The 25,843-nt window shown below is 69.8% G+C and carries 31 protein-coding genes and 1 pseudogene; 3 read left to right on the forward strand and 29 right to left on the reverse strand.

Features of this window, described 5'->3' with window-relative positions:
• Nucleotides 1–12 precede the first annotated feature (12 nt).
• The 10 genes from RB628_RS03655 to RB628_RS03700 form a co-directional block, all read right to left on the reverse strand.
• Nucleotides 13–354 (reverse strand): helix-turn-helix domain-containing protein, encoded by a 342-nt coding sequence (locus tag RB628_RS03655; RefSeq protein ID WP_318318789.1) that lies wholly within the window; start codon nucleotides 352–354, stop codon nucleotides 13–15.
• A gap of 684 nt (nucleotides 355–1,038) precedes the next feature.
• Nucleotides 1,039–1,314, reverse strand: a complete 276-nt coding sequence (locus RB628_RS03660; RefSeq protein WP_318318790.1) for a hypothetical protein — start codon at nucleotides 1,312–1,314, stop codon at nucleotides 1,039–1,041.
• A gap of 59 nt (nucleotides 1,315–1,373) precedes the next feature.
• Nucleotides 1,374–1,745: a hypothetical protein gene (locus tag RB628_RS03665; protein WP_318318791.1), complete on the reverse strand. Its 372-nt coding sequence runs from the start codon at nucleotides 1,743–1,745 to the stop codon at nucleotides 1,374–1,376.
• Complete coding sequence (locus RB628_RS03670) at nucleotides 1,742–1,912, reverse strand: hypothetical protein (RefSeq protein WP_318318792.1); 171 nt, start codon at nucleotides 1,910–1,912, stop codon at nucleotides 1,742–1,744. The genes RB628_RS03665 and RB628_RS03670 overlap by 4 nt, the downstream gene beginning before the upstream one ends.
• Complete coding sequence (locus RB628_RS03675) at nucleotides 1,912–2,124, reverse strand: hypothetical protein (protein WP_318318793.1); 213 nt, start codon at nucleotides 2,122–2,124, stop codon at nucleotides 1,912–1,914. The genes RB628_RS03670 and RB628_RS03675 overlap by 1 nt, the downstream gene beginning before the upstream one ends.
• Nucleotides 2,121–2,333, reverse strand: coding sequence for a hypothetical protein (locus RB628_RS03680; protein WP_318318794.1), 213 nt, complete (start codon nucleotides 2,331–2,333; stop codon nucleotides 2,121–2,123). Before RB628_RS03680 ends, RB628_RS03675 begins: the two co-directional genes overlap by 4 nt.
• 212 nt (nucleotides 2,334–2,545) lie before the next feature.
• On the reverse strand, nucleotides 2,546–5,218 hold the full coding sequence (locus RB628_RS03685) for a hypothetical protein (protein WP_318318795.1): 2,673 nt from the start codon (nucleotides 5,216–5,218) through the stop codon (nucleotides 2,546–2,548).
• The gene (locus RB628_RS03690) at nucleotides 5,215–5,469 is read right to left on the reverse strand and encodes a hypothetical protein (protein WP_318318796.1); all 255 of its coding nucleotides are present in this window, start codon (nucleotides 5,467–5,469) and stop codon (nucleotides 5,215–5,217) included. Before RB628_RS03690 ends, RB628_RS03685 begins: the two co-directional genes overlap by 4 nt.
• Nucleotides 5,470–5,674: 205 nt before the next feature.
• Nucleotides 5,675–5,851, reverse strand: coding sequence for a hypothetical protein (locus RB628_RS03695; RefSeq protein ID WP_318318797.1), 177 nt, complete (start codon nucleotides 5,849–5,851; stop codon nucleotides 5,675–5,677).
• The gene (locus RB628_RS03700; RefSeq protein WP_318318798.1) at nucleotides 5,851–6,078 is read right to left on the reverse strand and encodes a helix-turn-helix domain-containing protein; all 228 of its coding nucleotides are present in this window, start codon (nucleotides 6,076–6,078) and stop codon (nucleotides 5,851–5,853) included. Before RB628_RS03700 ends, RB628_RS03695 begins: the two co-directional genes overlap by 1 nt.
• Nucleotides 6,079–6,191: 113 nt before the next feature.
• Here RB628_RS03700 and RB628_RS03705 point away from each other — a divergent pair, with 113 nt between their 5' ends.
• The gene (locus RB628_RS03705) at nucleotides 6,192–6,884 is read left to right on the forward strand and encodes a hypothetical protein (RefSeq protein ID WP_318318799.1); all 693 of its coding nucleotides are present in this window, start codon (nucleotides 6,192–6,194) and stop codon (nucleotides 6,882–6,884) included.
• Between the two features lie 4 nt (nucleotides 6,885–6,888).
• Here the strand turns inward: RB628_RS03705 and RB628_RS03710 are convergent, their stop codons facing one another.
• Nucleotides 6,889–7,173, reverse strand: coding sequence for a helix-turn-helix transcriptional regulator (locus RB628_RS03710; RefSeq protein ID WP_318318800.1), 285 nt, complete (start codon nucleotides 7,171–7,173; stop codon nucleotides 6,889–6,891).
• 117 nt (nucleotides 7,174–7,290) lie between these two features.
• Between RB628_RS03710 and RB628_RS03715 the strand changes: the two genes are divergently transcribed.
• Nucleotides 7,291–8,289, forward strand: coding sequence for a tyrosine-type recombinase/integrase (locus tag RB628_RS03715; RefSeq protein WP_318318801.1), 999 nt, complete (start codon nucleotides 7,291–7,293; stop codon nucleotides 8,287–8,289).
• A 71-nt stretch (nucleotides 8,290–8,360) separates the two neighbouring features.
• Here the strand turns inward: RB628_RS03715 and RB628_RS03720 are convergent, their stop codons facing one another.
• The 16 genes and pseudogenes from RB628_RS03720 to proS form a co-directional block, all read right to left on the reverse strand.
• Nucleotides 8,361–9,854: a recombinase family protein gene (locus tag RB628_RS03720; RefSeq protein ID WP_318318802.1), complete on the reverse strand. Its 1,494-nt coding sequence runs from the start codon at nucleotides 9,852–9,854 to the stop codon at nucleotides 8,361–8,363.
• A gap of 40 nt (nucleotides 9,855–9,894) precedes the next feature.
• Nucleotides 9,895–10,146: pseudogene (locus tag RB628_RS03725) on the reverse strand (magnesium chelatase domain-containing protein); the annotation flags it as partial.
• Nucleotides 10,146–10,568 carry a YraN family protein gene (locus RB628_RS03730; RefSeq protein ID WP_318318803.1) on the reverse strand — a complete coding sequence of 141 codons (423 nt, stop codon included), beginning with the start codon at nucleotides 10,566–10,568 and terminating at the stop codon, nucleotides 10,146–10,148. The pseudogene RB628_RS03725 and the gene RB628_RS03730, both read right to left, overlap by 1 nt.
• 107 nt (nucleotides 10,569–10,675) lie before the next feature.
• On the reverse strand, nucleotides 10,676–10,984 hold the full coding sequence (locus RB628_RS03735; RefSeq protein ID WP_003965949.1) for a DUF2469 domain-containing protein: 309 nt from the start codon (nucleotides 10,982–10,984) through the stop codon (nucleotides 10,676–10,678).
• Between the two features lie 55 nt (nucleotides 10,985–11,039).
• Nucleotides 11,040–11,516: an NUDIX hydrolase gene (locus RB628_RS03740; protein ID WP_412180590.1), complete on the reverse strand. Its 477-nt coding sequence runs from the start codon at nucleotides 11,514–11,516 to the stop codon at nucleotides 11,040–11,042.
• Nucleotides 11,517–11,553: 37 nt separating this feature from the next.
• Entirely contained in the window at nucleotides 11,554–12,300 is a 747-nt protein-coding gene (gene lepB, locus RB628_RS03745; RefSeq protein ID WP_318318805.1) for a signal peptidase I, read from the reverse strand.
• 38 nt (nucleotides 12,301–12,338) lie between these two features.
• The gene (lepB, locus tag RB628_RS03750; protein ID WP_318318806.1) at nucleotides 12,339–13,367 is read right to left on the reverse strand and encodes a signal peptidase I; all 1,029 of its coding nucleotides are present in this window, start codon (nucleotides 13,365–13,367) and stop codon (nucleotides 12,339–12,341) included.
• On the reverse strand, nucleotides 13,258–14,340 hold the full coding sequence (gene lepB / locus RB628_RS03755; RefSeq protein WP_318318807.1) for a signal peptidase I: 1,083 nt from the start codon (nucleotides 14,338–14,340) through the stop codon (nucleotides 13,258–13,260). The genes lepB (RB628_RS03750) and lepB (RB628_RS03755) overlap by 110 nt, the downstream gene beginning before the upstream one ends.
• Nucleotides 14,333–15,049 carry a signal peptidase I gene (gene lepB / locus RB628_RS03760; protein ID WP_318318808.1) on the reverse strand — a complete coding sequence of 239 codons (717 nt, stop codon included), beginning with the start codon at nucleotides 15,047–15,049 and terminating at the stop codon, nucleotides 14,333–14,335. Before lepB (RB628_RS03760) ends, lepB (RB628_RS03755) begins: the two co-directional genes overlap by 8 nt.
• Before the next feature lie 60 nt (nucleotides 15,050–15,109).
• Nucleotides 15,110–15,460 carry a 50S ribosomal protein L19 gene (rplS, locus tag RB628_RS03765; protein ID WP_013000407.1) on the reverse strand — a complete coding sequence of 117 codons (351 nt, stop codon included), beginning with the start codon at nucleotides 15,458–15,460 and terminating at the stop codon, nucleotides 15,110–15,112.
• A gap of 132 nt (nucleotides 15,461–15,592) precedes the next feature.
• Nucleotides 15,593–16,414, reverse strand: coding sequence for a tRNA (guanosine(37)-N1)-methyltransferase TrmD (gene trmD / locus RB628_RS03770; RefSeq protein ID WP_318318809.1), 822 nt, complete (start codon nucleotides 16,412–16,414; stop codon nucleotides 15,593–15,595).
• Nucleotides 16,415–16,957 (reverse strand): ribosome maturation factor RimM, encoded by a 543-nt coding sequence (rimM, locus tag RB628_RS03775; RefSeq protein WP_318318810.1) that lies wholly within the window; start codon nucleotides 16,955–16,957, stop codon nucleotides 16,415–16,417.
• 83 nt (nucleotides 16,958–17,040) lie between these two features.
• Nucleotides 17,041–17,280: an RNA-binding protein gene (locus RB628_RS03780; protein ID WP_105973760.1), complete on the reverse strand. Its 240-nt coding sequence runs from the start codon at nucleotides 17,278–17,280 to the stop codon at nucleotides 17,041–17,043.
• A 2-nt stretch (nucleotides 17,281–17,282) separates the two neighbouring features.
• Nucleotides 17,283–17,702 (reverse strand): 30S ribosomal protein S16, encoded by a 420-nt coding sequence (gene rpsP, locus RB628_RS03785; RefSeq protein ID WP_318318811.1) that lies wholly within the window; start codon nucleotides 17,700–17,702, stop codon nucleotides 17,283–17,285.
• Nucleotides 17,703–18,114: 412 nt separating this feature from the next.
• Nucleotides 18,115–18,717 (reverse strand): hypothetical protein, encoded by a 603-nt coding sequence (locus RB628_RS03790; protein ID WP_318318812.1) that lies wholly within the window; start codon nucleotides 18,715–18,717, stop codon nucleotides 18,115–18,117.
• Nucleotides 18,718–18,968: 251 nt separating this feature from the next.
• Nucleotides 18,969–20,384, reverse strand: a complete 1,416-nt coding sequence (proS, locus tag RB628_RS03795) for a proline--tRNA ligase (RefSeq protein ID WP_318318813.1) — start codon at nucleotides 20,382–20,384, stop codon at nucleotides 18,969–18,971.
• Nucleotides 20,385–20,582: 198 nt separating this feature from the next.
• Here proS and RB628_RS03800 point away from each other — a divergent pair, with 198 nt between their 5' ends.
• A complete protein-coding gene (locus RB628_RS03800) occupies nucleotides 20,583–21,431 on the forward strand; it encodes an SAM-dependent methyltransferase (protein WP_318318814.1) in 849 nt (282 codons plus the stop codon).
• Between the two features lie 154 nt (nucleotides 21,432–21,585).
• On the opposite strand, the gene ffh is transcribed toward RB628_RS03800, so the two are convergent.
• Together ffh and RB628_RS03810 are read right to left on the reverse strand one after the other, a co-directional pair.
• The gene (gene ffh, locus RB628_RS03805; protein ID WP_318318815.1) at nucleotides 21,586–23,136 is read right to left on the reverse strand and encodes a signal recognition particle protein; all 1,551 of its coding nucleotides are present in this window, start codon (nucleotides 23,134–23,136) and stop codon (nucleotides 21,586–21,588) included.
• A 218-nt stretch (nucleotides 23,137–23,354) separates the two neighbouring features.
• Nucleotides 23,355–25,823, reverse strand: coding sequence for a [protein-PII] uridylyltransferase (locus RB628_RS03810; protein WP_318318816.1), 2,469 nt, complete (start codon nucleotides 25,821–25,823; stop codon nucleotides 23,355–23,357).
• Nucleotides 25,824–25,843 lie beyond the last annotated feature (20 nt).

Below are 25,843 nucleotides of genomic sequence, written 5' to 3' on the forward strand. Positions count from 1 at the left end.
CCACCCCGGCCATCAAGAGCCCCCCTCCAACGCCTTCGCGATACCCTTCGCCAACAACTGCCGCCGCCGACGAGGCGACGCACCCGCCGGAATCGACACCACCACCGGACCAGCCGGCGGATTGACACGGTCCGCCGCCTCGATCGACGCCGCCAGGAGAGCCGCCGTGTCCAACGGCTTCGCCTCCCACAGCGGCCTGAGACGCGCCACCTCCCGCGCGAACACCGGGTTGCGCAGCCACGCCGCGACCGTGCTCCGAGACACGCCCACCTCACGGGCCACAGCAGCCTGTGACCGGCCGGCCGCCAGCGGCAGCAGCGCATCCGCCTGAGCCCTGCGATTTGTTGAAGTCATCAATCAATTCCCTTCTCGGTAAAGCGGGCCGCCGACGTCATCAAGCTCCGCGATCCAAGGACGCCCGCGAGGACAAGCACGAGTACCGCGCATGGGCGGAAGCCGACGAGACCGCACGCCCCATCTCTCGGCCAGCGTCCAGTCCAAGAGCCAGTGGTAACGGCGCCAGGCAGTCGTCGGACTCATCCCGAGCATGGCCGCGGCCTGACGGAACGTACGGCCCTCACCGAGCACCGCCTCGACAACCCGCAAGCCCTCATCCACCTTGATGCCAAGATCCAGCCGGAGATGCGGATACGGGCCGCCCCGCCGCGGCCTCCATCCGGACGAAGAAGGTGAAACAGGGTTGGCCATGACGGTGTCCGTCGTAGGTGCCGGCGGTGCCTCACGCGCGTCAGTGATCGATCCGGGCAGGCCATGACGGTGCCCTTCTGGCGTGAAGGCCATGACGGTCTGCCCGACGGGGTCTCCATGACCTCCGTGCCGCGAGGGGGTCTCCATGACCTTCGCGCCGGGCCGACCCATGGAACGCACCGATTCCGGCTGGCCCATGGACAGTGGGGTGCGGGGGTCTTGCATGGGGTCCTCCGATTCCGAGCCGATGCATGGGGTCGAACCCGATGCGGTGGGATGCTGTCGGGTGGCCGGCCCCGATAACCGCGGGGCCGGCCGTTGTTGTGCGGGTCAGGCGCGGGTGATCTCGCGGGCGCGGATCTCGACGTGTCCGAGGCCCGGCGTGTGGTCACGGAGTTCGTTCTCGATCCACACCATGTCGCCCCACAGGAAGGCGGGCTTCACCTCGGTCGTGACGGTGCCGTCCTGCATGTGGGCCTGGACGACGGTGGCCCAGCCGATGACGGGGCAGACGACTTCCCCGGTCTCCTCTCCCAGGTCGAAGGCGACGACCCAGTCGGGGGTGGTGGGGGCGATGTTGATGATGCTGTCGGTGGCGATCTTCACGATGGTTCTCCCTCTTCGGGTTGGCCGGCCGCCGGGTGGCGGCCGGAAGTCTGTGGTCGTCAGTTCCAGCTCAGGTGCTGGCCGGGCACGTCGAACGCGCGGATACCGTCCGGCCGCTGCCTGCCCGTCAGCGCAAAGTGCAGGTCGTGGCTGGCCTCGGACCGGTGCTCGTCGCAGACCGGGATGTGGGCGATCGCCCCGGCCTGGTTCCTCACGAAGTGGAAGCCGGGGTCGTCGCCCTCAACTACTTCGTCGACAGCGAAGGTGACGAGGGTGGCGGGCCGGGGGCATCCGTCCAGCTCGGCGCACTGGGTGCTGCGGTAGTGGGCCGGGACGCGCTCGATGCGGGTCTGGAAGAGGGCGTATCCGTGGTCTCGGATGTCGTCGGTGATTGCGGCGAGGTCGCCATGGGTGAGGGTGCGCTCGGTCATGGGGTCGGCTCTCCTTCGGTGGGTTGGCCGGCCACGGTTGCGGCCGGAAGTTCGTCGCCCTGGTCGTCGTCCTCGCGCGGTCGTACGCCGAACGGGCCGCGTTCGTACGACCGTCGGGCGCCGAGCTGCGGGGCGCCGCCCTTGGCCCGCTCGTGGGTGCGGATCATCAGGCGGCCTCCGGTCCGGGCTCGTCGTCCTGCTGCTCGGCGGCGCGCTGCTCGGCCTCGGCGAGGTTCCGCAACTTCCGTGCGTGCCGGTGTGCGAGGCCGCGCTTACGGGCTGCGGCGAGGTCGTCGCGGCGCTGCTGCGCGGCCTGGACCTTCACGCGGGCCGCGGCGATGCGCTGCTGTACCTGCTGCTCGACGTACGACTCGGTCACGGTGTCTCCGTTCCGGCGGGGTGGAACTCGGCGAGGATCTCGGCCATGTGGCGCGCCTGGTCGACCTCGGTCTGTGTCGGGGTGACGTAGAGGACGAGCCCGGTGTCGAGTTCCTCGATGGGGTGGCCGGCGCGAATGTGGGCGAGGCAGGTGGCGAGGTAGCCGACGGGGCCGAACACCTCGGTCTCGGTGATGTCGTTGGTGGTCATCTCGGACTCCGCCATTTGTGACTCTGCGTGGTGTCGGAACTTTGGGTGTCGGAAACGGAACTTCCGACGGTGGTCCGCTACCCGAGCTGGGGCTTTGCGCGTTACGTGACTCTCCCCTTGAGTGTTTTGTCCGTTAATGTCTGCTTTGATGGCGAGTGGCTGTCGGAAGTTCCGTTCCGACGGTTCCGACATTCCGACAGCACTCCCCGTAGTCACGACTGCTCCGGGGTGATCGAGCCAGCGGCCAACAAGGCGCCGTCATCCAGCAGCACCAGCCAGCCCTGCTCGGACCCGTACTGGAGCGCCGCCGACCACAGCGGGTCCGACGCCCCGGACGCCCGGTACTTGTCGCGGTCCGTCTTCGCCACACACGCCCGATTGACGTCGCGCGCGGGGATCTCCTCGCCCTTGCGCGCGAGGTGGCGGTGAGCGCGCTTCGCGACGTTCACGACTGACGGGTGCACGCCGTTCACGACCTCGTACACCGCCGCCTGAGACTCGGCGGCCGTCAGGACAGCCTCCGCGCGCCGCGCGTCCAACTCGGCCTGCGTGCGCCTCTTCGCCGCGTCCTGGACGCGGTCGCGGACTTTCCTGGACGTCTCCCACATCACGGCGGCCCTGTCCCAGTCCTCGGTCCGTACCTCAGTGCGGCCGTGAAGGAGAGCGAGCAGCGCAGCACACTTCAGCCGCCACAGCGGCTCGTGCGTATCCAGCGGGGCTGTGGCGCCACGGCCGAAGGAGATCGCCAAGGCCAATTGGTCCAGCTCGTCCGTGACGTGCCCAGGTACCGAGATGCTGATGCCGCGAAGCCCGGACACCCATGTCGTGACGGGGACGTCGTCACCGTTCCGGACCGTAACGTTGACCGGCCCGGTGACGGCCGGCCTCTTCTCCGGGGTGTCGGGACCCAGGGTGGCGTGAGCCCATGCGAGACGCTGCGGAAGACCGATGGAGCCCATCTCCAGCAGCTTCGCCGCAGGCTCTTCCTGTACACCGAGCGACATGGACAGCGTGTAGCAACCCTTGGGGAGGGCGCGGCGCCGCTCGACCTCGGCGTTGGATGTGCCCTGCCGCTCGCTCATCCATGCCTTACAAAGAACGCCGTTGAGGGTGGCGGCGGCGGACATCTGCGCCATCGCGTCGAGGACGCTGCCTTCGGTGGCGAGGGCGTAGCCGCGGGTCCTCTTCTGTACGAGGATCTTCTTCTTCCCGTCGTCGTCATCGGGGTCGATGTCGAGGTCGAGGTATGCGGCGATCAGGCCCTGGCCGGTGGAGATGTCGATGTACGCGAGGTCGACTCTCGGGAAAGGGGTGAGTTCTTCGGCGGTGTTCTCGGCGTTGCCCTTGCCGCTGCCGGACGGACCGAACAGTCCGCAGTACCAACCGAGGGTCGCCGGTTGGTGGATGCCGCTGTCGACGCGGACCGTGGGGTCTGCCATCGCCGCAGTGCGGGCGAGGACGGCGTGAAGGACGCCATCAGGTGAGGCGCGGCGGGCACGGGCCATTTGCCGGATCTGCTTGAGCACGGTCGTGGCGTTCCAGAAGGTTTCGGGAAGCCTGTCCGCAGGCTCGGCGGTCGCCTCGCCTGAGTCCTCCGGTGGTTCGTCCTGCGGGCCGTCCCAAGGGTCGTCTGCGAGCGGCGCCCGTACGCCCTCGTCGTCCGTCAGGCACCGGCGCTTTACCTCGGCGAGGACTGGCGCAGGCAGTCGCCCTGCCGGACCGTGCACGGTACGCCCGCCCGCCGCGCGCATGATGTCCCGGGCGGCTTCGCTGGTGTCGCCCGCGTAGTTGAGGTGGGCGTACAGCGTGCCGATGGTGAGCTTCTGCCCGGCCGCCAGGGCACCGACCGGAAGGTCTGAGCGCTCCGACCAGTTGATGGCCACATGGTCGTTGCAGAGCAGGCTGTACGCACTGCTCGCCGACCCGTCCGCCCCGGCCGGGCGCTTCCACCTCTCGCGGCCGTCGGAGTGGAGTCCCTCATACGTGAACCCGGCGGGCTCCAGGACGTCCCGGAACCCCAGCATGTCGGCGACGACGTCGAGGGGGCCATCCCCGGAGTGCACGCGAGGCTGCCTCGGCGCGCGCGGCGGCGGGACCTTCCGCCCGAGCCTTACCGCTTTACGCTCCTGCTTCTCGCGGGCCGCCTGCTCTAGCAGCTCCCTTGCACCGGGCGCGAGTTGGGCCACGAGGTCGGCGAGGTCGGCCAGCTCGAACACCTCGCCCGTGCCGGAGCCGATCGTCGCGGGCCGCTCCAGCCCTTCCTTCCGGTTGACGGTGCCGGGGATCTTCATCAGGCGGTCGAGGTTGCCGACCTCAACGTCCCACGACCAGCCGTGCCGGTACGCCTCGGCTGTGAGGATCGCCTGCACGCCCGTGGTGACTTCCTTTACGCGCGCCCGGTCGTCCTCGTCGTGCATCAGGTAGTTCTCGGCGAGCTGCCAGATCGGGTTGTAGCCGCCTCCGGTGTGCGCCCAACCCGAGGGAGCCGGAAGCCTCGACTCGGCAACGACCTTCGCCACGGCGTCCGCGTTCGGCGGAGCGGGCAGGTCATCGAGGCCAGGCTTGTGACCCACGGTGCCGAAGTCGCCGTCTGCCCACAGGTGCGTCAGTCCGTAAGCCAGGTCTTCGCCGCCGCGCCCCTCGTCCGGCTTCTCGCGCAGCGTGGTGCTCTGTGTGTAGACGCCCGTTGCTCGACGGCGGTCCAGCTCTGAGGCGTACTGGACCGCCGCCTCAATGCCAGTCTCATCCGTGGCGAAGCGCCGGCCAGCCCAACCGTCTTTGTCCGAGCAGATGCTGATGAACCCGGGGCATCCGCCGTACAGATGCGTCAGCCAGTCCCGCACGACCTGGGGGTCTGCGGTGAGCGGCTGCTGCTCGTCGTTCACTCGGGGTTCTCCGTCTTGTTCTTTGCGGCCTGCTCGGCGATGGCGAGCAGGTCAGCGACCCATCTCCGGGCGCAGGTGCGTACGGCCCGCGGGGAGGGCTGCTCGTCGAGGTGGGCGCGGATGCTGTCGAGCACGAGGGCCCGCCGCGCGCGCTCGCGGTGGTACTGGGCGATCAGTTGCTCGTGGTCGTGCGCATCGGACTGCCCGGCCGCCGAGGCGACCAGAGTTCCGATGGCTTGGCGGCTGGTCACGCGGACCTCGACGTGAGCCGTACAGCACAGAGTTCGGCACGGCTGGCCGTAGAATCGGTCACGGTGATGGATCCACTTCTCTCAGCGATTCCCCGGGTGCTCTGGTAGGCGGCCTGGGGTTTCGCGCTTTTCGGGTCTGCCGCTGAGGCCCCTTGGCTGGCGTCGCCGGAGTCGTTACCTCCGGCGCCTCACCAAGGGGCCGCTTCTATGCCGCCTCGGCGTGCGGCTCGACGTCGCCGTGGATCAGGACCCGCAAGCGGGAGACCTGCGCGGGGGCCAAGGGCGGCGCCTGGTCCACGACCTTCTGCACGTGGAGCCAGTAGGCCTCTCCGGCCTTGTCGCCTCGGGCCGCGGCTTCCGCGGCCAGCTGTGCGGCATCCATCAGGCAGCCCCCGCCGTGATCTCGAAGATCTCAGCGAGCCGGAGCGCGGCAGCGGCGCTCGGCGCAGCTGCCCCCTGCTCCCACCTGTGGGCTGTTGACGTACTGACTTCGGCCGAGTCAGCGACTTCTCGGAGTCTGAGTCGGCGGTTCCTACGCTGCTCGCGCAGCTCGCCGCTGGCAGCAAGCGCGCGCACCGCAGTAACCACCCGGAGTTCATCGGGGCTCATGCCATTTAGTCTACGCGGATGGGGTTACGTTATGAAGCGCCGACGGGAAAAAGTTCCGCAGATATGTCCCGTCGGCGTTGCAGCCCGAGCCCTTCGGCGGGCACCATGGCGGCATGACCACGCCCGACCAGCATCGAATCTGGGTCACCGATCCCGAGCCCATCGAGGGTGCGCCGGAGGGCTTTGCCCAGGTGATCGCATCCCTCGTGCCCGCCAGCTACCCGCACGTTCTGGTGCGGTTGGAGTACGTCATCCGCGACGGCCGCCGCATCGAAGGGCCGTACGGCGTCCGCGTGCAGCAGGCCCCTGACGTGACGGCGGAAGGATGGAAGCCGGTAGGGGCCGCGCTCGTACGTGACCTCCCGCTGACCAAGTTGGAACGGGCCGCACGGCTTGCTGTCGGCCTGGCCCTCCGTACACCTGAGGGCGCCCCACTCTCAGGCGGAATGCGCCCGGTAGACCTGGCAGTCATGACCGAGGAGATCCCCTCCTATGCAGAGCAGATGGTCCGGGAGCGCCACCCGGACGTGAACCCGAAGGACGGGCCGGCTGCGCTCCGGCGCTGGAATCGGCTCATCCGGCTCGCAGAGGTGCGACTGGAGTACAACCACGCCGTCGGCCGAGGGGAGAAGGCTCCGGCAACTACCGTTGCGGAAAAGCGTGGGGTGCAACCCGGGACCGTGCGCACATGGCTGCACCAGGCAAAGCAGGAGGGTTTCGGCGGGTCGGAGGCCGTCCCCCTTGCCGAGTTCGAGCACCGCTACCCCGATGCGATCTCGCACGTCCAGGTGAGCCCAGAGGATTAGCGGCTCAGGCTGCGCGCCGCCATGGGTGGGAGCGGCCGGCGTCGTCGACCGCCGCGGCAGAGAGCAGCGCCGCCCCCGCCGCACTGAGATCCAGCACCGAGGCGAGCGCCGCCGCCACGCTCGCCGACGGGCAGCGTTCGCCGCGCTCCAGCTTGCTGATGTAGTCCGGTCGTACGCCGACCGTGGCCGCGACCGCGCCCTGCGAAAGACCGGCCGTCTCACGCGCCTGGCGCAGTGCCTCGCCGAGTCCGGCCGGAGGAGTGCGGCGCTCCCTGACTGTCGTCTGCATACAGTCGACGATACGCGCGCATGCAAGCTTCGCACCGAAAAGACCATGGCCCTAGGGCCACCCTTCTAACCCTTGGTAAGGCATGTTATCGAGGGTCAGAACGGGTAGGGTCGGACTGTGACCCTCGAACCCGTACCCGCCGCCCCGGCCGCCGTCGACCGGACGGATCACGAACTGTCCGCCCGCACGGTCGACCGCATGCAGCGCTCCATCCCCACCGAGACCCGCCGCGCGTACGAACGAGGGTGGGCGCAGTTCGCCGATTGGTGCACCGCTCACGGCCGCACCGCGCTACCCGCAACGTCGGAGACGCTCGCCGAGTACGTGAGCCACCTCGTCGACGAGGACAAGGCTCCGTCGACCATCGAGCAGAACATCGCGGCCGTCCGCACCGCCCACCGGTACGCCGGACACCGAGGACTCCCGGAGACCGACCAGGCCCGCGCCGTCCTCCGCGTCCACAAGCGGGACCGGGCCGAGCGCGGGCAGCGCAAGCGCAAGGCGCCGGCCGTCGTCCTGCCCGTGCTGCGCGCCATGGTCGACGCACTCGACATCGACACCGTCTCCGGGGTGCGCGACCGCGCCCTGATCGTCCTCGGCTTCGCGATGATGGGCCGCCGCAGCGAGCTGGCGGCGCTCCGCATCCCGGACCTCGTCTTCACCGAGGACGGCATCACCGTTCTGATCCGCACCAGCAAGACCGACCAGGACGCCGTAGGTGCCGAGGTGAAGATCCCGTACGGCAGCGTCGCGGACACCTGCCCCGTGCGCACGCTCCGGGCCTGGCTCGGCGTCCTCGCAGAGAACGGGTTCGACGACGGCCCAGTGTTCCGCCGGATCAACCGGCATGGGCAACTGCACGAGGACGGCATGTCCGGCGCCGCGATCAACGAGCGGGTCAAGGTGCTCGCCGAGCGGGGCGGGGTCGAGGGTGCCGAGAAGTTCACCGCCCACGGACTCCGGGCCGGCGGCCCGACGGAAGCGGCGCGGCGCGGGGTGCCGGTCGCCCACATCGCCGAGCACGGCCGCTGGTCGAAGGCGTCGCCAGTCGTGCACGAGTACGTACGGACGGCGGACGGATGGCGGGACAACCCCATGCGCGGCATCGGCCTGTGAGCGCAGACGGAAGCGGCCCGACGGGCACACCACCCCGCCGGGCCAGTCGCCACCGATCACCGATTCCTAGGTCATCCCGGATGCTTCCAGTCGATGGCCACCGCATCGGGATTGAAGTACGTCTTGCTCACTCCCGGCTGGAACCCGGCCGGTCGACCCCGGCGCGCAGGCAAGATCGTGACCGTCATCAGCGCGTCGATGATCGCCCGCCTCTTGTCGAGGTGCCACCCGGGCCAGTCCTTCACCACCTGGCCCGTGCCGAGCGGAAGACCCGCCAAGACGTTGTGCTCGGCCTGCGCCTCCATCTGCGCCTCCACCTTCTCCAGCCGCTTGCGGGTGAGGGCAGTTCCGTCGAGCAGCTGCTGACGGGTGATGAGGTCCTCGGCATAGTCGGCCGCCAGGGCATCCAGCTTGCCGCGCAGCGTGTTCGCAGTGGCCGCCAGGTCCTCGCGGTTCTCGGTCGGCCGTGGCGGCGGGAGAAGGACAGCCCGCGCATCCGGGCGGGACAGACGGACGAGGACCAGGTTCGTGACGTGCTCGTCGAGCGGCTCCGCCACGCGAGTCACGTGCGTGCCCGTGCGGCACCGGTAGGCAGGCACGTGCGCGTTGCCGCTGCCCTTCCCTGCCGTGGAAAGGCGCATCGTCTCCGTGCATCCCGGGGAGCCGCACCGGTACAGGCCGGAGCCGAGCCACACCCGTGCGTTCCCGGGTGTCGTACGACGTTCCGGGCGTTCCAGCACCACCTTGCAGGCGCGCCACTTGTCCTCGGAAACGATGGCCGGCCACGAGGCGGCGCCGACGATCTCCCCTTTGTGGTCGATGAGTCCTGCATTCCTCGGCCGGAGCAGCATCTTGCGCAGCTCGGACGGTGTCCACTCCTTGCCCTGCGGGTCGCCGCGGGTGCCGTCCGGCTGCTTGTACCGGCGCGGCACCGTGCGGACGTCCTTGTCCGCCAGGTCGCGGCACACGGACCGCAAGGAGTCTCCGGCGATGATGGCGTCCGTCGCGGCCCGTACATGCCGGGCTTCGTCCTCGCGGAGCGTGACGCCGTCGGCTTCGTACCCGAACGGGCGGGGACCGCCGCGGTACTCCCCCTTGGCGAGGTTGTCCGCCTTCGCGTCTCGAACCCGCTCGCTGATCTGCTCGGCCTCGTGCTGGGCATCCACGGCGGCGCGCAGGGCGTCGCGGCGGCCGTCGGCGGTGGAAAGGTCGTAGCGGCCTTGTTTCACCGTCTGGACCTCAAGGCCCTTCTCGGCGATCAGCTTGAAGAACTCAAGGCCGTCGTCGAGGCGTCGATAGAGCCGGGTCGGGGCGAGGGCGTACACGCCGCCTGCGTGGCCGGCGCGGAGGAACGCGAGCATCTTGAGGTAGCCCGGCCGCGGCTTGCCGCTGTAGGCGCTCCGGTCGTCGTCGGTGAAGACGGCGATGACCTCGTCGCCGTTCGCGTCGGCGAGGGCGCGGCACTGGCGTTCCTGCCGGTCGGTGCCGTTCTGTCGGCCTTCGCGGTCGTCGCTGATCCGGCAGTAGACGACCATGCGGCGGCCGTTGCGGGGGGTGTTGGTCATGGGCTGAGGGTAAGGCGTAAAAGCGTCCATGCGCCACCCTTGACAGATCGAATCCGCTGCCGCTCTTGGGCACGGATGCCGGGCTGAGCCCCACCGTGAGCTTCTTCTGCGGCCAGGCGGCCCCGGAGTTGACGACGGCCGCCCGGACCCGGTCCCGGCTCTCCGTCAGGCTCTTGTCGGGCAGTCCCACCAGGGTGAACGCGGCGACGCCGGGTTCGAGATCCGCCTGGACCTCGACGACGACACCTTCGACACCCACCAGCGCCACCGAACACGTACGGGCGAATCCCATCACGCCACCCCCCGCGCGTGTTCCACCACGGGCGCACCGCGCGCGGGCAGCAGAACGCCGATCAGATCGATGCGGACGCCGCCGGGTGGAGCTCCCCCGTGTTCCTGGACCCAGCGCTCGGCGAGACCCCGTAGCCGCTCCGCCTTGGCCGGTGTGACGGCCGCCATCGGATGCTGGAAGGCTCCCGCCGGTACCGCCGCACGGCGGGTCTTGACCTCGCAGACGACGAGCGCGTCGCCGTCCCGGGCCACGATGTCGATCTCACCGGTCCGGCCGGCGCGCCAGTTGCGGTCCAGGACCGTCATCCCGGCCTCGGTCAGCCGCCGGGCGGCCAGTTGCTCGCCGTACCTGCCCAGTGCGCCGCGCTGGGCGTTGCCTCGCGCAGCACCTTGCGCGCTGTCTGCCGCGTTGTGTGTGTTCATGTCGGCACCACCTCCGGCGCCAACAATGCGGGCAGTTCAGCGAGCTATTGGATCTTGGTGGACAACCTCGGCGTTGTGGACAACTCCACCACCCACACGAGTGACGGTCAGCCGCCCGGGAGCTCCAGGTCGCTCTTGTTCAGCTCCTCGATGTTCACGTCCTTGAACGTGAGCACCCGTACCTGCTTCACGAACCGGGCCGGCCGGTACATGTCCCACACCCAGGCGTCTGCCATGGACACCTCGAAGAACACCTCACCCTGGACCGAGTGCACCTGCATCTCGTAGTCGTTGGTGAGGTAGAAGCGCCGTTCGGTCTCGATCACGTATTTGAACAGACCGACGACATCGCGGTACTCCCGGTAGAGCTTCAGCTCCATCTCGGTCTCGTACTTCTCGAGGTCCTCGGCGCTCATGGCATGTTCCCCTTCAGCCGTGCGTCCCCCCATTGTGCGCCAGTACCGCGAACCCCTAGACGATTTCCGTGTCGAGGACCTCGGGCGTGGCCGGGGGACCTTCGTCGAGCACCCTGCGCAGGAGCTCGGCGAGTTTGGTCGGATACACCGTCTCATGTGCCCGGGTCAGTTCCTGGCACGTCCACCAGCGCGCTCCGGCGACACTGCGCCGTTCCAGCTCGGTCTGGCCCGTGGCCCGGGTCTCGGTCCGGTCCGTACGGGCCAGGTAGTACCACTCGTCCTGGTCCCAGCGGCGCCCCGCGAACGGGAAGGAACATCTGCGCCGCCACAGCACCGGACCGAGGTCGACGTCGGTGATGGCGGTCTCCTCCGCGAGTTCCCGCAGCGCGGCCTCCTCGCGCGTCTCCTCGCCTTCCAGGCCGCCGCCGGGTGTGAACCACCAGGCGTCGGCCGGATCGTCCGGCTCGTGCCCGTGAAGCAACAGAATCCGGTCCCGCGGATCGAGGAGCACGACCCGGGACACCCTGCGCATCCCGCCGGCGTACGACTCGCCGGTACCGCCCACCGCCTCAGGGGGCACCGACGGGCTCCGCCTCGGCGACATTTCGCCGCTTCGCCATCAGCTGGGCGATGGGCCCGTACGCGCCTCCGCCCAGGACGAGCACCCCGCCCACCACGATCGCGACCGTGAGCAGCCGCAGCGGCCCCGGCGAGGACAGGTCCCCCAGGGTCTCGAAGCCCGTGGGAGGGGCGAGCATGCCGTTCATGGGCCACACCACGGCGTCGACGCGAGCGGCCACCGCGGTGCGCGCCACCGTGCCGTTGAAGGCTTCGGTGAGGTGAGCCGTGGAGTCCAGGGAACCGGTGCGCTCGTCGCCGAGCAGGAACAGGCGCCCTTGGGGGACGGTGAGCGACGGAATGCCGACCAGTTCGGCGGCCTGGCCCTCACGCAGGTAGGACTCCTGGATCTGCTTGCCGTTGACGGTCAGCCTGCTGTCCGTGCAACAGGAGACCGTGTCCCCGCCCACGGCCACGACCCGCTTGACCATGGGCATGTCGCCCCAGCTCTCCTGCCTGAAGACCACGACGTCACCGCGCTTGATCTCGGCGCCGTCGATCCGCTGGGCCAGCACCCGGTCACCGGCCACGATGGTGGGCGACATGGAGTCGGTCGGCACCGTGTACGGCTGGTAGAGGATCGCGCCCCAGACGAAACCACCGAGGAAGAGCACACAGCCGAGGGCCACGGCCAGTCCCGACAGCTTGCTGCCGAGCCGCCCGCGGCCCTCGTCCGTACGAGTCGTCGTGCTGCTCATACCAGTGGTCCCCCAGATCGGCTGCCTGGAACGGCACCCTACCCGGCGGTACCCGACCCGGGAACACCGGAGTTTCTGACGGTAACGGGAGAAGTCGTACGACCGGTCGCGAGGCGCCTGCGCCAGAAGACCAGCGGAACCGCGCCCGCGAGGCCCAGGGCGCCCGGAGCGGCGGCGCTCAGGTTCTGGTCGAACGTGTCGGGAACCGGCAGCGTGTTCCAGCGGGTGGGCGGCCAGGCGACCACGATCGCGCGGCCGACGACGTTTTCCACGGGGACGAAGCCCTGGTTCTTGTCCTCCTGGTGGTACCGGGAGTCCAGCGAGTTCTGCCGGTGGTCACCCATGACCCAGATTTTGCCCGTGGGTACCGTCACCTTGAACTGGCCGCCCTGGTCGTCGACGCTGCACGGGGTGTTCCCCGCGTACACGTACGGCTCGTCGAGCGCCTTGCCGTTGACCTTCAGCAGGCCCGTGCCGTTGCACTCGACGGTGTCGCCGCCGACGCCGATGACGCGCTTGATGAGGTCCTTCTCGTTGGTGGACGGCATCAGGCCGATCCAGCCGAGGACCCGCTGCACGGGGTTCGGTTCGACGGTCGGCTCGCCGACCAGCCAGTCGGCGGGGTCGTGGAAGACGACGACCTCACCACGCTCGGGCTCGGAGCCGAACCACGGGGTCAGCTTGTCGACCAAAACCCGGTCGCCCTGCTCCAGGGTGTGCTGCATGGAGTCCGACGGGATGGAGAACGCCTGGACCAGGAAGGTCTTGATCAGCAGCGCGAGCACCAGCGCGATACCGATCAGCAGCGGCAGCTCCTTCCAGAAGGAGCGCTGCTTCCTGGGCTTGTGGCTGGGTTCGTCGAGGTCCTGTGTCGTGTCGTCCCCAGAGTTCCCGGAGTCCCCGCTGCCCGTCCCGGAGGACCCTGAGCCACCCCCGAAGGGCCCTGGGGCCCCGGAGTCACTCTCGGCGGGGACGGCGTCCTCCGCGGCCGGTGGAACCGGCTCCGCGGGGCGCTGTTCCTCGGGACCGTCCTGTCCGGACCGTGCGCCGACCGCCAAATCCCCCACATCCACTCCTCACTCCGAACCGCCGCCTGCGTCTGATGCGACGCAGGCCCACCACTCCCATAACGAGCGGGAGTTCCGCAGGGGTCGGGAGCGGGATCGATCCATACCGATCCGCGGAAGCCACCCTATGCGACGAGCCGAGGGCGGTGGCCGACCCACCCGGCACCGACGAGAACGTGTCCGGCTCCTCCAGACGGGTCCAGTGGCCGAAAGGCCAGGCGATGACCATGGCCCGGCCCACGACGGAGTTCTCGGAGACGGTGCCGCTGTACGCCTCGGTGCGGTGGTAGCGGGAATCGGCGGAGTTGGCCCGGTGGTCGCCCATCACGAACAGGCGCCCCACGGGGACCTCGACCTCGAAGGTGAACGACGACGGTTTGTTGCCGGGGCGGATGTAGGTCGTCTCGTCGAGCGGCATGCCGTTGACGGTCACGCGCCCCTGGGAGTCGCAGCACTTGACGGTGTCGCCGCCGACCGCGACGACCCGCTTGATGAGGTCCTTCTCGTTGTCCGAGGGCAGCAGGCCGATGAAGGTGAGCCCCTGCTTGACCTGCTTGACGACGATGGGGTCCTCGCTCTTCGTGGCCGCCGGCTCGTCCTCGAGCCAGCCACCGGGGTCCTTGAAGACGACGACGTCACCACGCTGGGGCTTCGAGCCGAACCAGGGGGTGAACTTGTCCACGAGGACACGGTCGCCGATCTGGATCGTGTTCTCCATCGAGCCCGACGGGATGACGAACGCCTGCACGAGGAACGTCTTCAGCACCAGGGCTATGAGGACCGCGACGCCCACCAGAAGGGGTATCTCCTTGACGGCCGAGCGCCGTCTGCGCCGCTTGACCTTCCGCTGGAGCTTGCGCCGCTCGGCCCGGCCCGGCCTGGCGGCGGCGCCGGCCGCCCGGCGGGAGCCGGTGGGCAGCAGCTGGTCGGCGACGGTGCTGGGCACACCGCGCGGTTTACCGCGGTTACCCATGGACACCGTCCGCGGCGGGCACTCGCGCGTACACGCCGGGGCGGTCCAGCCGGGTCCAGTGCTCACTGGGCCAGGCGATCCAGTCGGCCCGGCCGATCACCCTGCCGACGGGGACCATGCCGCCGCCGGGCGAACCCAGGTGGTCCCGGGAGTCGCTGGAGCCGCCGCGGTGGTCCCCCAGGACGAAGAGTCTGCCCTCGGGCACCACGAGGTCGAAGGACACCGTGGACGGGCTGTCACCGGGGTAAAGGAACGTCGACTCGTCGACCGACCGGCCGTTCACCTCGATTCTCCCCTCCTTGTCGCAGCAGACCACGTGGTCTCTCCCCACACCCACAACGCGCTTGATGTAGTCGGCGTGCCCGAAGTAGCCGGTTCCGTCGAACACCACGACGTCACCGCGCTGCGGCTCGGCACCAAAACGGTACGCCAACTTATTTACGAGAACGCGGTCCCCGATCCTCAATCCGCGCTCCATCGAGCGGCTGGGAATTTCGAACGGCTGGAGGACGAACCTGCTGAAGAGGAGCAGAAAGAGCAGGAATACCAACGCGGTCAGGGTGATCCGTCCGCCCGGAAGCCACTCGGCCGCCCGGGACACCAACGCGAAACGCGACCGGCCCTCCGGCCCCTCGGTGTCCGAGATCTCCTCGGATCGAACAAGGCGGGAGGAGCGGTCGCGCTCCGTCGGCTGTGCTTCGGTGTCCATCGGGGCAGGATGCTATCCGGCCACGATGTGAGCCCTCTTTGTGCCGGGCTCGCCGTTGGCTCAGTTGTCGCGCTTCTCCTTGATCTTCGCGGCCTTGCCGCGCAGCTCACGGAGGTAGTAGAGCTTGGCGCGACGCACGTCACCGCGCGTGACCAGCTCGATCTTCTCGACGATCGGGGTGTGCACCGGGAAGGTGCGCTCGACGCCGACGGAGAACGAGACCTTGCGGACCGTGAAGGTCTCACGGACACCGGCGCCCTGGCGACGGATGACTACGCCCTTGAACTGCTGCACACGGGAGCGGTTGCCCTCGATGACGCGGACGTGGACGTTGACGGTGTCACCCGGGCGGAAGGCCGGGATGTCGCTGCGCAGCGACGCGGAGTCGACGGAGTCGAGAAGGTGAGACATTTCGTCTGCTTTCTTCGCTGATGCCACAGGTCATCAACGGGAGCTTGAATTTCGGAAGGGGCTGTCCGTGCCGGGGCGGGCGTCGTGTCCCCCCGTGGCAGGGGCGCACGCCGGACGACGCACAACAGCGACCTATTCTTCCACGCCCTCTGGCCTGCGCCAAAATCGGCCGTCGGAGGAAGGCCGCCATCCCATGATGGAGAGCATCTCGCGGTCCTTCTTGTCGAAGACCGACGCCTCGCACCGCTCGATCAGGTCGGGCCGGTTGGCCGCCGTACGGCGCAGCGCCTCGTCCCGGCGCCAGCGCGCGATCTTTCCGTGGTGGCCGCTGAGCAGTACGTCCGGGATCTCCCGGCCGCGCCACTGGGGCGGCTTGGTGTAGACGGGCCCCTCCAGGAGGTTGGCCATCGCGCCCGGCGCGAAGGAGTCGTCCCGGTGCGACTCGGCGTTGCCGAGGACCCCGGGCAGCAGCCGCGCGACGGCCTCCGTGACCACCAGTACGGCCGCCTCGCCGCCGGCCAGCACGTAGTCGCCGATGGACACCTCGTACACGGGCATCCGGGTGGCGTACTCGTCGATGACCCGCCGGTCGATGCCCTCGTAGCGGGCGGGCGTGAAGACCAGCCACGGCCGCTCCGACAGCTCGACGGCGAGCGCCTGGGTGAAGGGACGGCCACTGGGCGTGGGCACGACCAGTGCGGGCATCCGGGAGCCGGTCTCGTATCCGTCGGCCAGTACGTCGTCCAGCGCGTCGCCCCAGGGGTCGGTCTTCATGACCATGCCGGGGCCACCGCCGTAGGGCGTGTCGTCCACGGTGTTGTGGCGGTCGTACGTCCAGTCCCGAAGATGATGCACGTGCACATTCAGCTGTCCACGCGCACGCGCCTTGCCGACGAGCGAGACGTTCAGTGGTTCGAGGTACTCGGGGAAGATCGTGACGACGTCGAGACGCATTTACGACTCTTCCCGCGACGAGGCGATTTCAGCCTGATCGTCGATCAGGCCGGGCGGCGGGTCGATGACCGCCCGCTGCTCCTCCAGGTCGATCTCCACGACGATCTCCTGGACGAACGGGACGTACACCTCACTGCCGTCGGGGCGCTCCACGACGAACAGGTCCTGGGAGGGCAGGTGTGAGATCTCGGTGATGCGCCCGACCTCGGTGCCGTCGACCAGGACCACGTCCAGGTCCATCAGCTGGTGGTCGTAGTACTCGTCCTCGCCCTCGGGCAGTTCCTCGGGGTCGACGTCGGCGATCAGCAGGATGTTGCGCAGTGCCTCGGCGCCGGTCCGGTCGCGTACGCCTTCGAAGCGCAGCAGGAGACGGCCGCTGTGGACGCGGCCGGTCTCGATGGTCAGCGGGCCCGCCGTGGCCGGGTCGGTGGCCAGGACTGCGCCGGGCGCGAGCCGCAGCTCCGGCTCGTCGGTACGTACCTCGACGGTGACCTCGCCCTTGATGCCATGGGCGCGGCCCACGCGCGCGACTACGAGCTGCACTTTCTGGAATCTCCTGTCGTACGACTACGGGCCGGGGACGGCCCAAGTGGCCCTCCCCGGCCCGAGCCGGTGCTGCGTGGTGATCAGCGAACCTGGTCCACGTCGACCAGGTCGACACGGACACCGCGGCCGCCGATGGCACCCACGACGGTTCGCAGGGCACGGGCGGTACGGCCGTTGCGGCCGATCACCTTACCGAGGTCGTCGGGGTGAACCCTGACCTCCAGAACGCGCCCGCGACGCAGGGTGCGCGAGGCGACCTGCACTTCGTCGGGGTTGTCGACGATGCCCTTCACGAGGTGCTCGAGAGCCTCCTCGAGCATGCTCAGGCCTCGGTCGACGTGGACTCGGCCGCAGCCTCGTCCTTCTTCTCAGCCTTCTTCTTCTGGGTGATGGCCTCACCCTTGCCCGAGTCGTCGCCGCCAAGGGCCTCGAACAACGGACGCGCGGCCTTCGGAGCGGCTACGAGCAGCGGAGCCGGGGCCGGCAGGCCCTTGAACTTCTGCCAGTCGCCGGTCAGCTTGAGGATGGCGAGAACCGGCTCGGTCGGCTGCGCGCCGACACCCAGCCAGTACTGCGCACGCTCGGTGTCGACCTCGATGCGCGAGGGGTTCTGCACCGGGTGGTACAGGCCGATCTCCTCGATGGCCCGGCCGTCACGGCGGGTACGGGAGTCGGCGACGACGATGCGGTAGTGAGGCGAACGGATCTTGCCCAGACGCTTCAGCTTGATCTTGACTGCCACGGGAGTGGGTTCTCCTGGATTTGACGTGGTTGGGCACGGCGAGACTGCCGCGTGGGGTTGCGGTACCCGAGTGCCCGATGGACGCGTCAGCCGGAGGCGAGAGGGTTCCTGTGCGGCTGTCGAGTACAGCTGGCCATTCTGCCACACCCTGGGCCTTGTGCTGACCGGAGGGTGTGGTGCGCGCCCACGCCAGACCGGCACCCGCCGTCAGGGTGCAGTGGAGGCAGTCGCGCGGCCCGGCGCCCAAGCGGTGCCGCTGCGCCCACCCGTGCCGCCCCAGCGGCACGGGTGGGCGCAGCTACGCGTGCGTGGCTGCCGACGGGCGGGACCGTCGCGGCACCCCGACGAGCATCCCCACGTGTCGTCCGGCACCCACGAGATGCCGGGCTGGATCACGCAGCGGAGCGGAGCCTCAGGCGGCGCCCGCGCCCAGGATCTCGGGGATTCTGAACGGCTTGCCGCAGCCGCCGCACACGATCGGCGCCTGCGCCAGCACGGACGGGACGACGCGCACGTTGCGACCGCAGTCGCAGACGGCCTTCACCCGCACCCCGCCGCCGGAGGAGCCGTGGCGGGCGGCCGGGCCACGGAAGGCGCGGGTCGTGTCGGAGGACGTGGCGACTGTGTGCGCCTTGAGAGCGCGCTGCAGCCGCTCCATGGTGGGGCGGTAGCGCCGCTTGGCCTCGGGGTTGAGCGTGACCAGCGAGAAGCCGCTGCTGGGGTGCGGTTCCTCGGGGTGGTCCAGGCCCAGCTCCTCGGCGATCGCGAGGAATCTGCGGTTGTGGTACCGGCCGGCCCGGGAGGTGTCGCGGACTCCGCGGGCGGCGGCGATGCCATGGACTGCCTCATGAAGCAGTCGCTCGAAGGAGAGCGCGTGTCCGCAGGCGGACGACGACTCTCCGATCAGGGACTCGGGCGCGGCAAGATCGGGCAGCTCGGGGTGGTACCGCTGAACGTCGGCCCACGCCTGCGCCAGTTCTGCGGCGAGAACAGGTGGTGTCTGTGTCGTGCTCACGTAATGACAACGAGCCTGGGTGCCGCTGTGTTCCGATTCCGGGCCATCCCAAATAATTTGCACGTACCCGTCAGTTGCCGCTGATGCGTCCTGACGAGGGCGGGTGCGCTGATCTGCGGAGAAGCCTCGCAGCTCGTAACAAGCAGGTGCGTAGCACCACGTACGACCCGGCGCGTAGGCGGTGTCCGCACGCCGGGGCACCTGCGGTCGACCGTTGCGCAAGAGGCGTTTCGGTCGCTCTCGTCACCGCCTCAGTAGGCGCGGGCGACGACGGCGACGTTACCGGGTGCGTCGTCGGCGTCGGGAACCGACCCGTCCGCGGCGACCAGACACCGTACGGTCACCGCGTGCTCGCCGAGCCTGGCCTCGCCCTTTTCGCCGAGCACCGCCCAGGGAATGCGCGCCCAGCCGCCGGCGGTCGCCGCCTCGACGGCCTCCTCGACCGTCGACACGTCCGAGGTACGGGATTCCCGGCGCTCGCGCGACTGCGCCAGCAACAGCGCCTGGTCCTCTTCGAGGACAGCGGGCAGCAGTCGTACGAGCGTGTCGAGGGCCACCGGCTCCTTGCCGCCCGGGATGCGGCGGGCGAGTACCGCCGTGCCGTTCTCCAGGTCGCGGGGGCCGACCTCGATGCGTACGGGTACGCCCTTGAGCTCCCAGTCGACGGCGCGGCGGCCGAAGGGCACGTCCGTGCGGTCGTCCACGTGGACGCGTACGCCCGCCGCCTTCAAACGGTCGCCGAGTTCGCGGACCTTGGCCAGAACCGCTTCGTCGTCCCTGATGGCGAGGAGCACGGCCTGGATCGCGGCGAGGCGCGGCGGGACCCGCAGACCGTCGTCGTCGCCGTGTGCCATCACCAGGGCGCCGATCATGCGGGTCGTCGAGCCCCAGGACGTCTGCCAGACGAGTTCCTGCCTGCCTTCCTGCGACAGGTAGCGGGTGTTGAACGCCTTGGCGAAGTTCTGGCCCAGCTCATGGCTGGTGGCCATCTGGAGGGCCTTGCCGTCGCCCATCATGCCTTCGAGCGTGAGGGTGTTGATGGCGCCCGCGAAGCGCTCCTTGACCGTCTTGCGGCCGGGAACGGTGTCCATCGCCAGGACGTTCACCATGAAGTCCTCGTAGACGTCACGGTGGATGTGCGCCGCGAAGTCGCGGGCGTCCTCGTGGGTGGCGTGCGCGGTGTGGCCCTCCTGCCACAGGAACTCCGCCGTACGGAGGAAGAGCCGGGGGCGCAGCTCCCAGCGCACCACGTTCGCCCACTGGTTGATCAGCAGGGGCAGGTCGCGGTAGCTCTGCACCCACTTCGAGAAGTAGTCGTTGATGATCATCTCGGAGGTGGGGCGCACCACCGCGGGCTCTTCGAGTTCCTTGCCGCCGCCGTGCGTGACCACGGCCAGCTCCGGCGCGAAGCCCTCGACGTGCTCGGCCTCCTTGGCGAAGTACGACCGCGGGATCAGCAGGGGGAAGTAGGCGTTCTGCGCGCCCGTCTCCTTGATCCGCGCGTCCATCTCGGCCTGCATCCGCTCCCACAGCCCGTACCCGTACGGCCGGATGACCATGGTGCCCCGCACCGGACCGTTGTCGGCCAACTCCGCCTTGGCGACCAGATCCTGGTACCAGCGAGGGAAGTCCATTGCCTGAGGCGTGAGTACGGGTGCTTTTGCCATGACGCGATGCTAGGGGCGCACGTTGCCGGCATGTGAATTCTTTTCGTGAGCACAGCTGGCGCACAACCTCGGCCCGACAACCTCTGGACGGCGGGTCGGGGGCGGAGTTTCCTGGCATACGGGGGAAGTGCGAGCGCACTGCACGGGGGCCACCACATCGGAAACAGCGGCAACTCTCGGCTGATTGGGGCGCTTTCGATGACACCTACGCTCGTGCGGCAGCACCTGCCTCACGCGGGTCCGGCGACCCGCGTGGACGTGTGCGCACGCGCGCGTGACTGGTCGGAGATCCAGGAGCGGATGTTCGTACCGCTCTACGAGACCGTCTACGAGCGGCTGGAAGTGGGTAGCGGCACCCGACTGCTCGGCCTCGGCTGCGGCTCGGGCCTGGCCCTGTTGATGGCGGCTTCGAGAGGCGCCGCCGTCACCGGGGTCGAGGCATCGTCACCGGAACGGCTGAGCCTCGCGCGGGAGCGTCTGCTGCCCGAAGCGGGGGGCACGCGCGCGCGTGCCGGCACGCGGCTCATGGCGAGTCTCCCTGGGGACGCGGACCGTCCCGCCTACACCCTGGTGACCGCCTTCGAGCCGATCGGCTGTCTCGCGGGTGACTCCGAGGAGCTCGGCGAGACGCTCTCGGCGACAGCGCCGCCGGCCGAGCGGGGCACGCCGGTGGTACTTGTGGGCTGGGGTCCACCGGAGCGCTGTGCCACCTCGGCCGTGCTGCGGGTCGCGACCCGGCTCGCGGATCCACTGCGGGTCACGGGCGGTTGGCGCCCCTCGCTCCGCGACGACCTGGAGGAGGTCGCCAGACGGGCGGGCCTGCGCCCGGACGGCTCGGGGCGGGTGGCCTGCCCGTTCGGGTACGCGGACCTGGGCAGCGCGGTGCGAGGGCTGCTGTCGACGGGGCTGTTCGACGCGGCGATCACGGCCACCGGCCAGGAGCAGGTCGACAAGGAGCTGACGGAGGCGCTGCATCCGCACCAGCGGCGGGACGGGACGATCTGGATGCCGAACGTCTTCCGGTACCTCATCGCTCTGACGGCGTGAGAATCCCCTGGGGGCTCTGTGCCCAGGGGCGGTCCTGGCGGGAGGCGGCTCGTCCACCCGGGGCCCGGGCACGCGCGGAACGCACGAGGGCGCCCCTGTGGCGAGGGGCGCCCTGAACGACGTGGCAGACGTCTCGAATCAGCTGATCGACTTCTCAGCCCATGAACTTCTTGAACTCGTCCGGCAGTTCGAAGTCCTGGCCGCCCTGCTGGCCCGGCAGACCGAAGGCGCCACCCTGGGCACCGGCAGCCTTGCGTGCGGCCTCCTCCTGCTCCTGCTGCTTGCGCTTCATCGGGTTGCCGGAGCGCTGCTTGCCCTTGGCCTGCTTGGGCTGCTTCTTCGACCGGCCCGGGCCGCCACCCATGCCCGGCATACCGGGCATTCCCGGCATACCGCCGCCCTGGGCCATGCGGGACATCATCTTGCGGGCCTCGAAGAACCGCTCGACCAGGCCTTTGACCGCGCTGACCTCGACACCGGAACCCTTGGCGATACGCGCGCGGCGCGAGCCGTTGATGATCGTCGGCTCCTGGCGCTCGGCCGGGGTCATCGACTTGATGATGGCCGCCGTACGGTCCACATCACGCTCGTCGAGGTTGTTGATCTGGTCCTTGATCTGGCCCATGCCGGGCAGCATCCCGAGCAGCTTGCTGATGCTGCCCATCTTCCTGACCTGCTCCATCTGGGCCAGGAAGTCGTCCAGGGTGAAGTCCTGGCCCTTCTTGGAGGCCAGCTTGGAGGCCATCGCCTCGGCCTCTTCCTGGCTGAACGTCTTCTCCGCCTGTTCGATCAGGGTGAGCAGGTCACCCATGTCGAGGATGCGGGAGGCCATCCGGTCAGGGTGGAACGCGTCGAAGTCGTCGAGCTTCTCGCCGTTCGACGCGAACATGATCGGCTTGCCGGTCACCGAGGCGATGGAGAGCGCGGCACCGCCACGGGCGTCACCGTCGAGCTTCGAGAGAACGACACCGTCGAAGCCGACGCCGTCCCGGAAGGCCTCGGCCGTGTTGACGGCGTCCTGGCCGATCATGGCGTCGACGACGAAGAGGATCTCGTCGGGCGAGACGGCGTCCCGGATGTCCGCGGCCTGCTGCATCAGCTCGGCGTCGATACCGAGGCGGCCGGCGGTGTCCACGATCACGATGTCGTGGACCTTGCTCTTCGCGAACTCCATGGAGTCCCTGGCGACCTTGACCGGGTCACCGACCCCGTTGCCCGGCTCGGGCGCGTACACCGCGACCCCGGCCCGCTCGGCGACGACGCTGAGCTGGTTGACGGCGTTGGGGCGCTGGAGGTCGGCTGCGACGAGAAGGGGCGAGTGCCCCTGGTCCTTGAGCCACTTGCCGAGCTTGCCCGCGAGGGTGGTCTTACCGGCACCCTGGAGACCGGCGAGCATGATGACGGTCGGGGGCTGCTTGGCGAAGCGGAGGCGGCGGGTTTCGCCGCCCAGGATCGTGACCAGCTCTTCGTTGACGATCTTGAGGACCTGCTGGGCCGGGTTCAGCGCCTTGGAGACGTCGGACCCGAGGGCACGCTCCTTGACGTTCTTGATGAACGTCCGCACGACCGGCAGGGCCACGTCGGCTTCGAGGAGCGCGATGCGGATCTCGCGGGCCGTGGCGTCGATATCGGCCTCGCTGAGCCGGCCCTTCCCGCGGAGAGATTTGAAAGTCGCGCTGAGGCGGTCGGAGAGGGTATCGAACACGGTGGCGTCGGTCCTCGGAGTCGGGGGACAAGATGGGCTGCTCCCAAGGGTATCCGGCCCCGCAAACAAATCGTCCCCGCCCGCCGATTCGGCGGGCGGGGACGGACTCCCAGCGCGCGCGGGGAGCAGGCTTCGCAGAGGCGTCCCTCACCGCGGAGGTCGGGACCATCCCGCGTGGGCGGGAGCACTCGGCCTCAACGAGCAGGGGCGGGCCGCAGTCACCCCCGCAACATCTCCTCCAGCTTCCGCGCCACCGTCGACGCCTCGCCCACCGGCAGGGGCACGCCCTTGCTGTTGGTCACGTAGAACGCGTCCACGGCATTGGAACCCAACGTGCTGACGTGCATGCTCCGCACCCGCACGGCCGCGTCCTCCAGTGCCCGCCCTATCCGGTGCAGCAGCCCCGGGGCGTCCTGTGCGCGCACCTCGATCACCGTGGCCAGCCGGGAGGCGGTCGGATGTACGGTCACCCGGGCCGGCGGCGCCACCACGCCCCGGCGCCGCGGATACGCCGCGTCCCGCTCGGCCAACCGCCCCGCGATGTCCAGGGAGCCGTCCAGTGCCCGTACGAGGTCGGCGCGCAGGCGGGCCGCCTGGGGCAGGGAGCCGTATTCGGCGGCGACGCGCCAGTCGAGGAGCAGGACCGCGCCCTCCACGCCGTCGGGGAGGTCCAGTGCGCGCAGTTCCGCCGTGCGGACGGTCAGACGGTGCATCGCGAGGACGCCGGCCACCGCGGGCAGGACGCCCGGCTGGTCCGGTACGGCGATCAGGAGTTCCACGCCGAGGGGTTCGGGTTCGCCCGGGGATGCCGCCGCGGGCTCCTCCACCGACGCCTCCGCCGGGGGCTCCGTCTGGGCGCGCAGCGACAGCACCGGACCGCCCGTGCGGAACGCCTCGATGGCGAGCCGTTCCTGTTCGGCGGTGGGCGCCGCGGCCACGGGCTCCTCGGAGGCGTCCCCGGCGAGCACGGCGGCGACCCGCTTCACCAGGTCGGCGACGAGCGAACCGCGCCAGGACGACCAGGCGGCCGGACCCGTCGCCAGCGCGTCGGACTCGGTGAGCGCGTGGAGCAGTTCCAGCGTGCTCTGGGTGCCGACCGCCTCGGCGACCGAGCGCACGGTGGCCGGGTCCTCCAGGTCACGCCGGGTGGCGGTGTCGACGAGCAGCAGATGATGACGTACGAGAGTCGCCAGCACCGCCACGTCCGCGCGGTCGAAGCCGATGCGGGCGGCCACGTCCTTCGCGATGATCTCGCCCGCGACGGAGTGGTCGCCGGGCCAGCCCTTGCCGATGTCGTGCAGCAGCGCGGAGACGAGGAGGAGGTCGGGACGGCTGACCCGGCGGGTGAACTCGGAGGCCCGGACGGCCGTCTCGATCAGGTGGCGGTCGACCGTCCAGATGTGGACGGCGTTGCGCTGCGGGCGGCAGCGGACCCGCTCCCAGTCGGGGAGGAAGTGGGTGATCAGGCCTTCGGCCTCCAGCGCCTCCCAGACGTCGATGGTCGGGCTGCCGGAGCCCAGCAGGGTCACCAGTTGCTCGCGGGCCTCGGCCGGCCACGGGGTCGGCAGCGGTCGTGCCGCCGCTGCCATACGGCGGACCGCGTGCAGGGACAGCGGAAGGCCCGCCTGGGCGGCCGCAGCGGCGGCGCGCAGCGGCAGTACGGGGTCGCGGTCGGGGCGCGCGGCGCGGGCGAGCACCACCTCGCCGTCCTGCTCCACGACCCCCTCCGCCAAGGGGGAACGTTCCGGCGCCGGCTTGCCGCCGCCCAGCATGGCGCGCAGGCGCGGGCGTACAGCGCGCGATCGCAGCACGCGCCCCACCTCGCGCCAGGTCACGTCACTCGCGTACGACACGACGCGTGCCGCCTCGTACACCTGCCGCAGGAGGGTGTCGGCGTCGAGGAGTCCGAGTTCCGCGGCTACCTGGTCCTGCTCCTGGAGGGCGAGGCGGTCGGTGGCGCGGCCGGTCGTGAGGTGGAGGGCGTCGCGGACGTCCAGCAGGCGCCGGCGCGCGTCGGCGAGGCCCTCGCGCGGGGCGTCGGCCAGCCAGGAGGCCGCGACCGCGCGCAGGGCGGTCGCGTCGCGCAGGCCACCGCGGGCCTCCTTGAGGTCGGGTTCGAGGAGGTACTGCAGCTCGCCCTGGCGTTCGGCCCGTTCGCCGCAGAGTTCCTGGAGTTCGGGGAGGCGTTTGGGGGCCTGGTTGCGCCAGTCGGCGAGGACGGCGGTGCGCAGGCCGGCCGTGAGGCCGAGGTCGCCGGCCAGGTGGCGGGCGTCCAGCAGACCCAGCTGCACCTTGAGGTCCTCGCCCGACACCTTCCGGGCCTCGGACTGTGTCCGGACGGAGTGGTCGAGGGCGAGGCCCAGGTCCCAGACGGGGTACCAGAGACGGTCCGCGAGGGCCGCGACCCCGGCGGAGTCGCTGCCGTCGTGCAGGAGAAGCAGGTCCAGGTCGCTGCGCGGGGAGAGTTCCCCTCTGCCGTAGCCGCCGACGGCGACCAGGGAGACTCCGCGCAGCCCCTCGGCCCCCGCCGTGAACAGGCCGCTCAGCCACTCGTCCGTCAGTTCGGCCAGGGCCGCACGGCGCGGCGGCCCGGACCGCGCCTCCTCAGTGAGGAGGCGCAGCCGGGCCGCCGCATAGCCGCTGGGTCCCGAGTCCTCTGCATCCTTACGCACGTCCGTACTCGTCACCCAGCGACTCCTGTTCTTCT

Source organism: Streptomyces sp. ADMS (genome assembly GCF_033441795.1).
Taxonomy (GTDB): domain Bacteria; phylum Actinomycetota; class Actinomycetes; order Streptomycetales; family Streptomycetaceae; genus Streptomyces.

Bases quoted from the DNA above. Each gene is read 5' to 3' on its own strand.
- RB628_RS03730 (WP_318318803.1), bottom strand. From the start codon at position 10,568: ATGAACACACACAACGCGGCAGACAGCGCGCAAGGTGCTGCGCGAGGC.
- RB628_RS03780 (WP_105973760.1), bottom strand. From the start codon at position 17,280: ATGCTCGAGGAGGCTCTCGAGCACCTCGTGAAGGGCATCGTCGACAAC.
- RB628_RS03700 (WP_318318798.1), bottom strand. From the start codon at position 6,078: ATGAGCCCCGATGAACTCCGGGTGGTTACTGCGGTGCGCGCGCTTGCT.
- lepB (WP_318318808.1), bottom strand. From the start codon at position 15,049: ATGGACACCGAAGCACAGCCGACGGAGCGCGACCGCTCCTCCCGCCTT.
- RB628_RS03710 (WP_318318800.1), bottom strand. From the start codon at position 7,173: ATGCAGACGACAGTCAGGGAGCGCCGCACTCCTCCGGCCGGACTCGGC.
- RB628_RS03695 (WP_318318797.1), bottom strand. From the start codon at position 5,851: ATGGATGCCGCACAGCTGGCCGCGGAAGCCGCGGCCCGAGGCGACAAG.
- proS (WP_318318813.1), bottom strand. From the start codon at position 20,384: ATGGCAAAAGCACCCGTACTCACGCCTCAGGCAATGGACTTCCCTCGC.
- RB628_RS03680 (WP_318318794.1), bottom strand. From the start codon at position 2,333: ATGACCACCAACGACATCACCGAGACCGAGGTGTTCGGCCCCGTCGGC.
- rplS (WP_013000407.1), bottom strand. From the start codon at position 15,460: ATGTCTCACCTTCTCGACTCCGTCGACTCCGCGTCGCTGCGCAGCGAC.
- RB628_RS03720 (WP_318318802.1), bottom strand. From the start codon at position 9,854: ATGACCAACACCCCCCGCAACGGCCGCCGCATGGTCGTCTACTGCCGG.
- trmD (WP_318318809.1), bottom strand. From the start codon at position 16,414: ATGCGTCTCGACGTCGTCACGATCTTCCCCGAGTACCTCGAACCACTG.
- RB628_RS03655 (WP_318318789.1), bottom strand. From the start codon at position 354: ATGACTTCAACAAATCGCAGGGCTCAGGCGGATGCGCTGCTGCCGCTG.
- lepB (WP_318318805.1), bottom strand. From the start codon at position 12,300: ATGAGCAGCACGACGACTCGTACGGACGAGGGCCGCGGGCGGCTCGGC.
- RB628_RS03670 (WP_318318792.1), bottom strand. From the start codon at position 1,912: ATGATCCGCACCCACGAGCGGGCCAAGGGCGGCGCCCCGCAGCTCGGC.
- RB628_RS03735 (WP_003965949.1), bottom strand. From the start codon at position 10,984: ATGAGCGCCGAGGACCTCGAGAAGTACGAGACCGAGATGGAGCTGAAG.
- RB628_RS03740 (WP_412180590.1), bottom strand. From the start codon at position 11,516: ATGCGCAGGGTGTCCCGGGTCGTGCTCCTCGATCCGCGGGACCGGATT.
- RB628_RS03665 (WP_318318791.1), bottom strand. From the start codon at position 1,745: ATGACCGAGCGCACCCTCACCCATGGCGACCTCGCCGCAATCACCGAC.
- RB628_RS03705 (WP_318318799.1), top strand. From the start codon at position 6,192: ATGACCACGCCCGACCAGCATCGAATCTGGGTCACCGATCCCGAGCCC.
- lepB (WP_318318807.1), bottom strand. From the start codon at position 14,340: ATGGGTAACCGCGGTAAACCGCGCGGTGTGCCCAGCACCGTCGCCGAC.
- RB628_RS03800 (WP_318318814.1), top strand. From the start codon at position 20,583: ATGACACCTACGCTCGTGCGGCAGCACCTGCCTCACGCGGGTCCGGCG.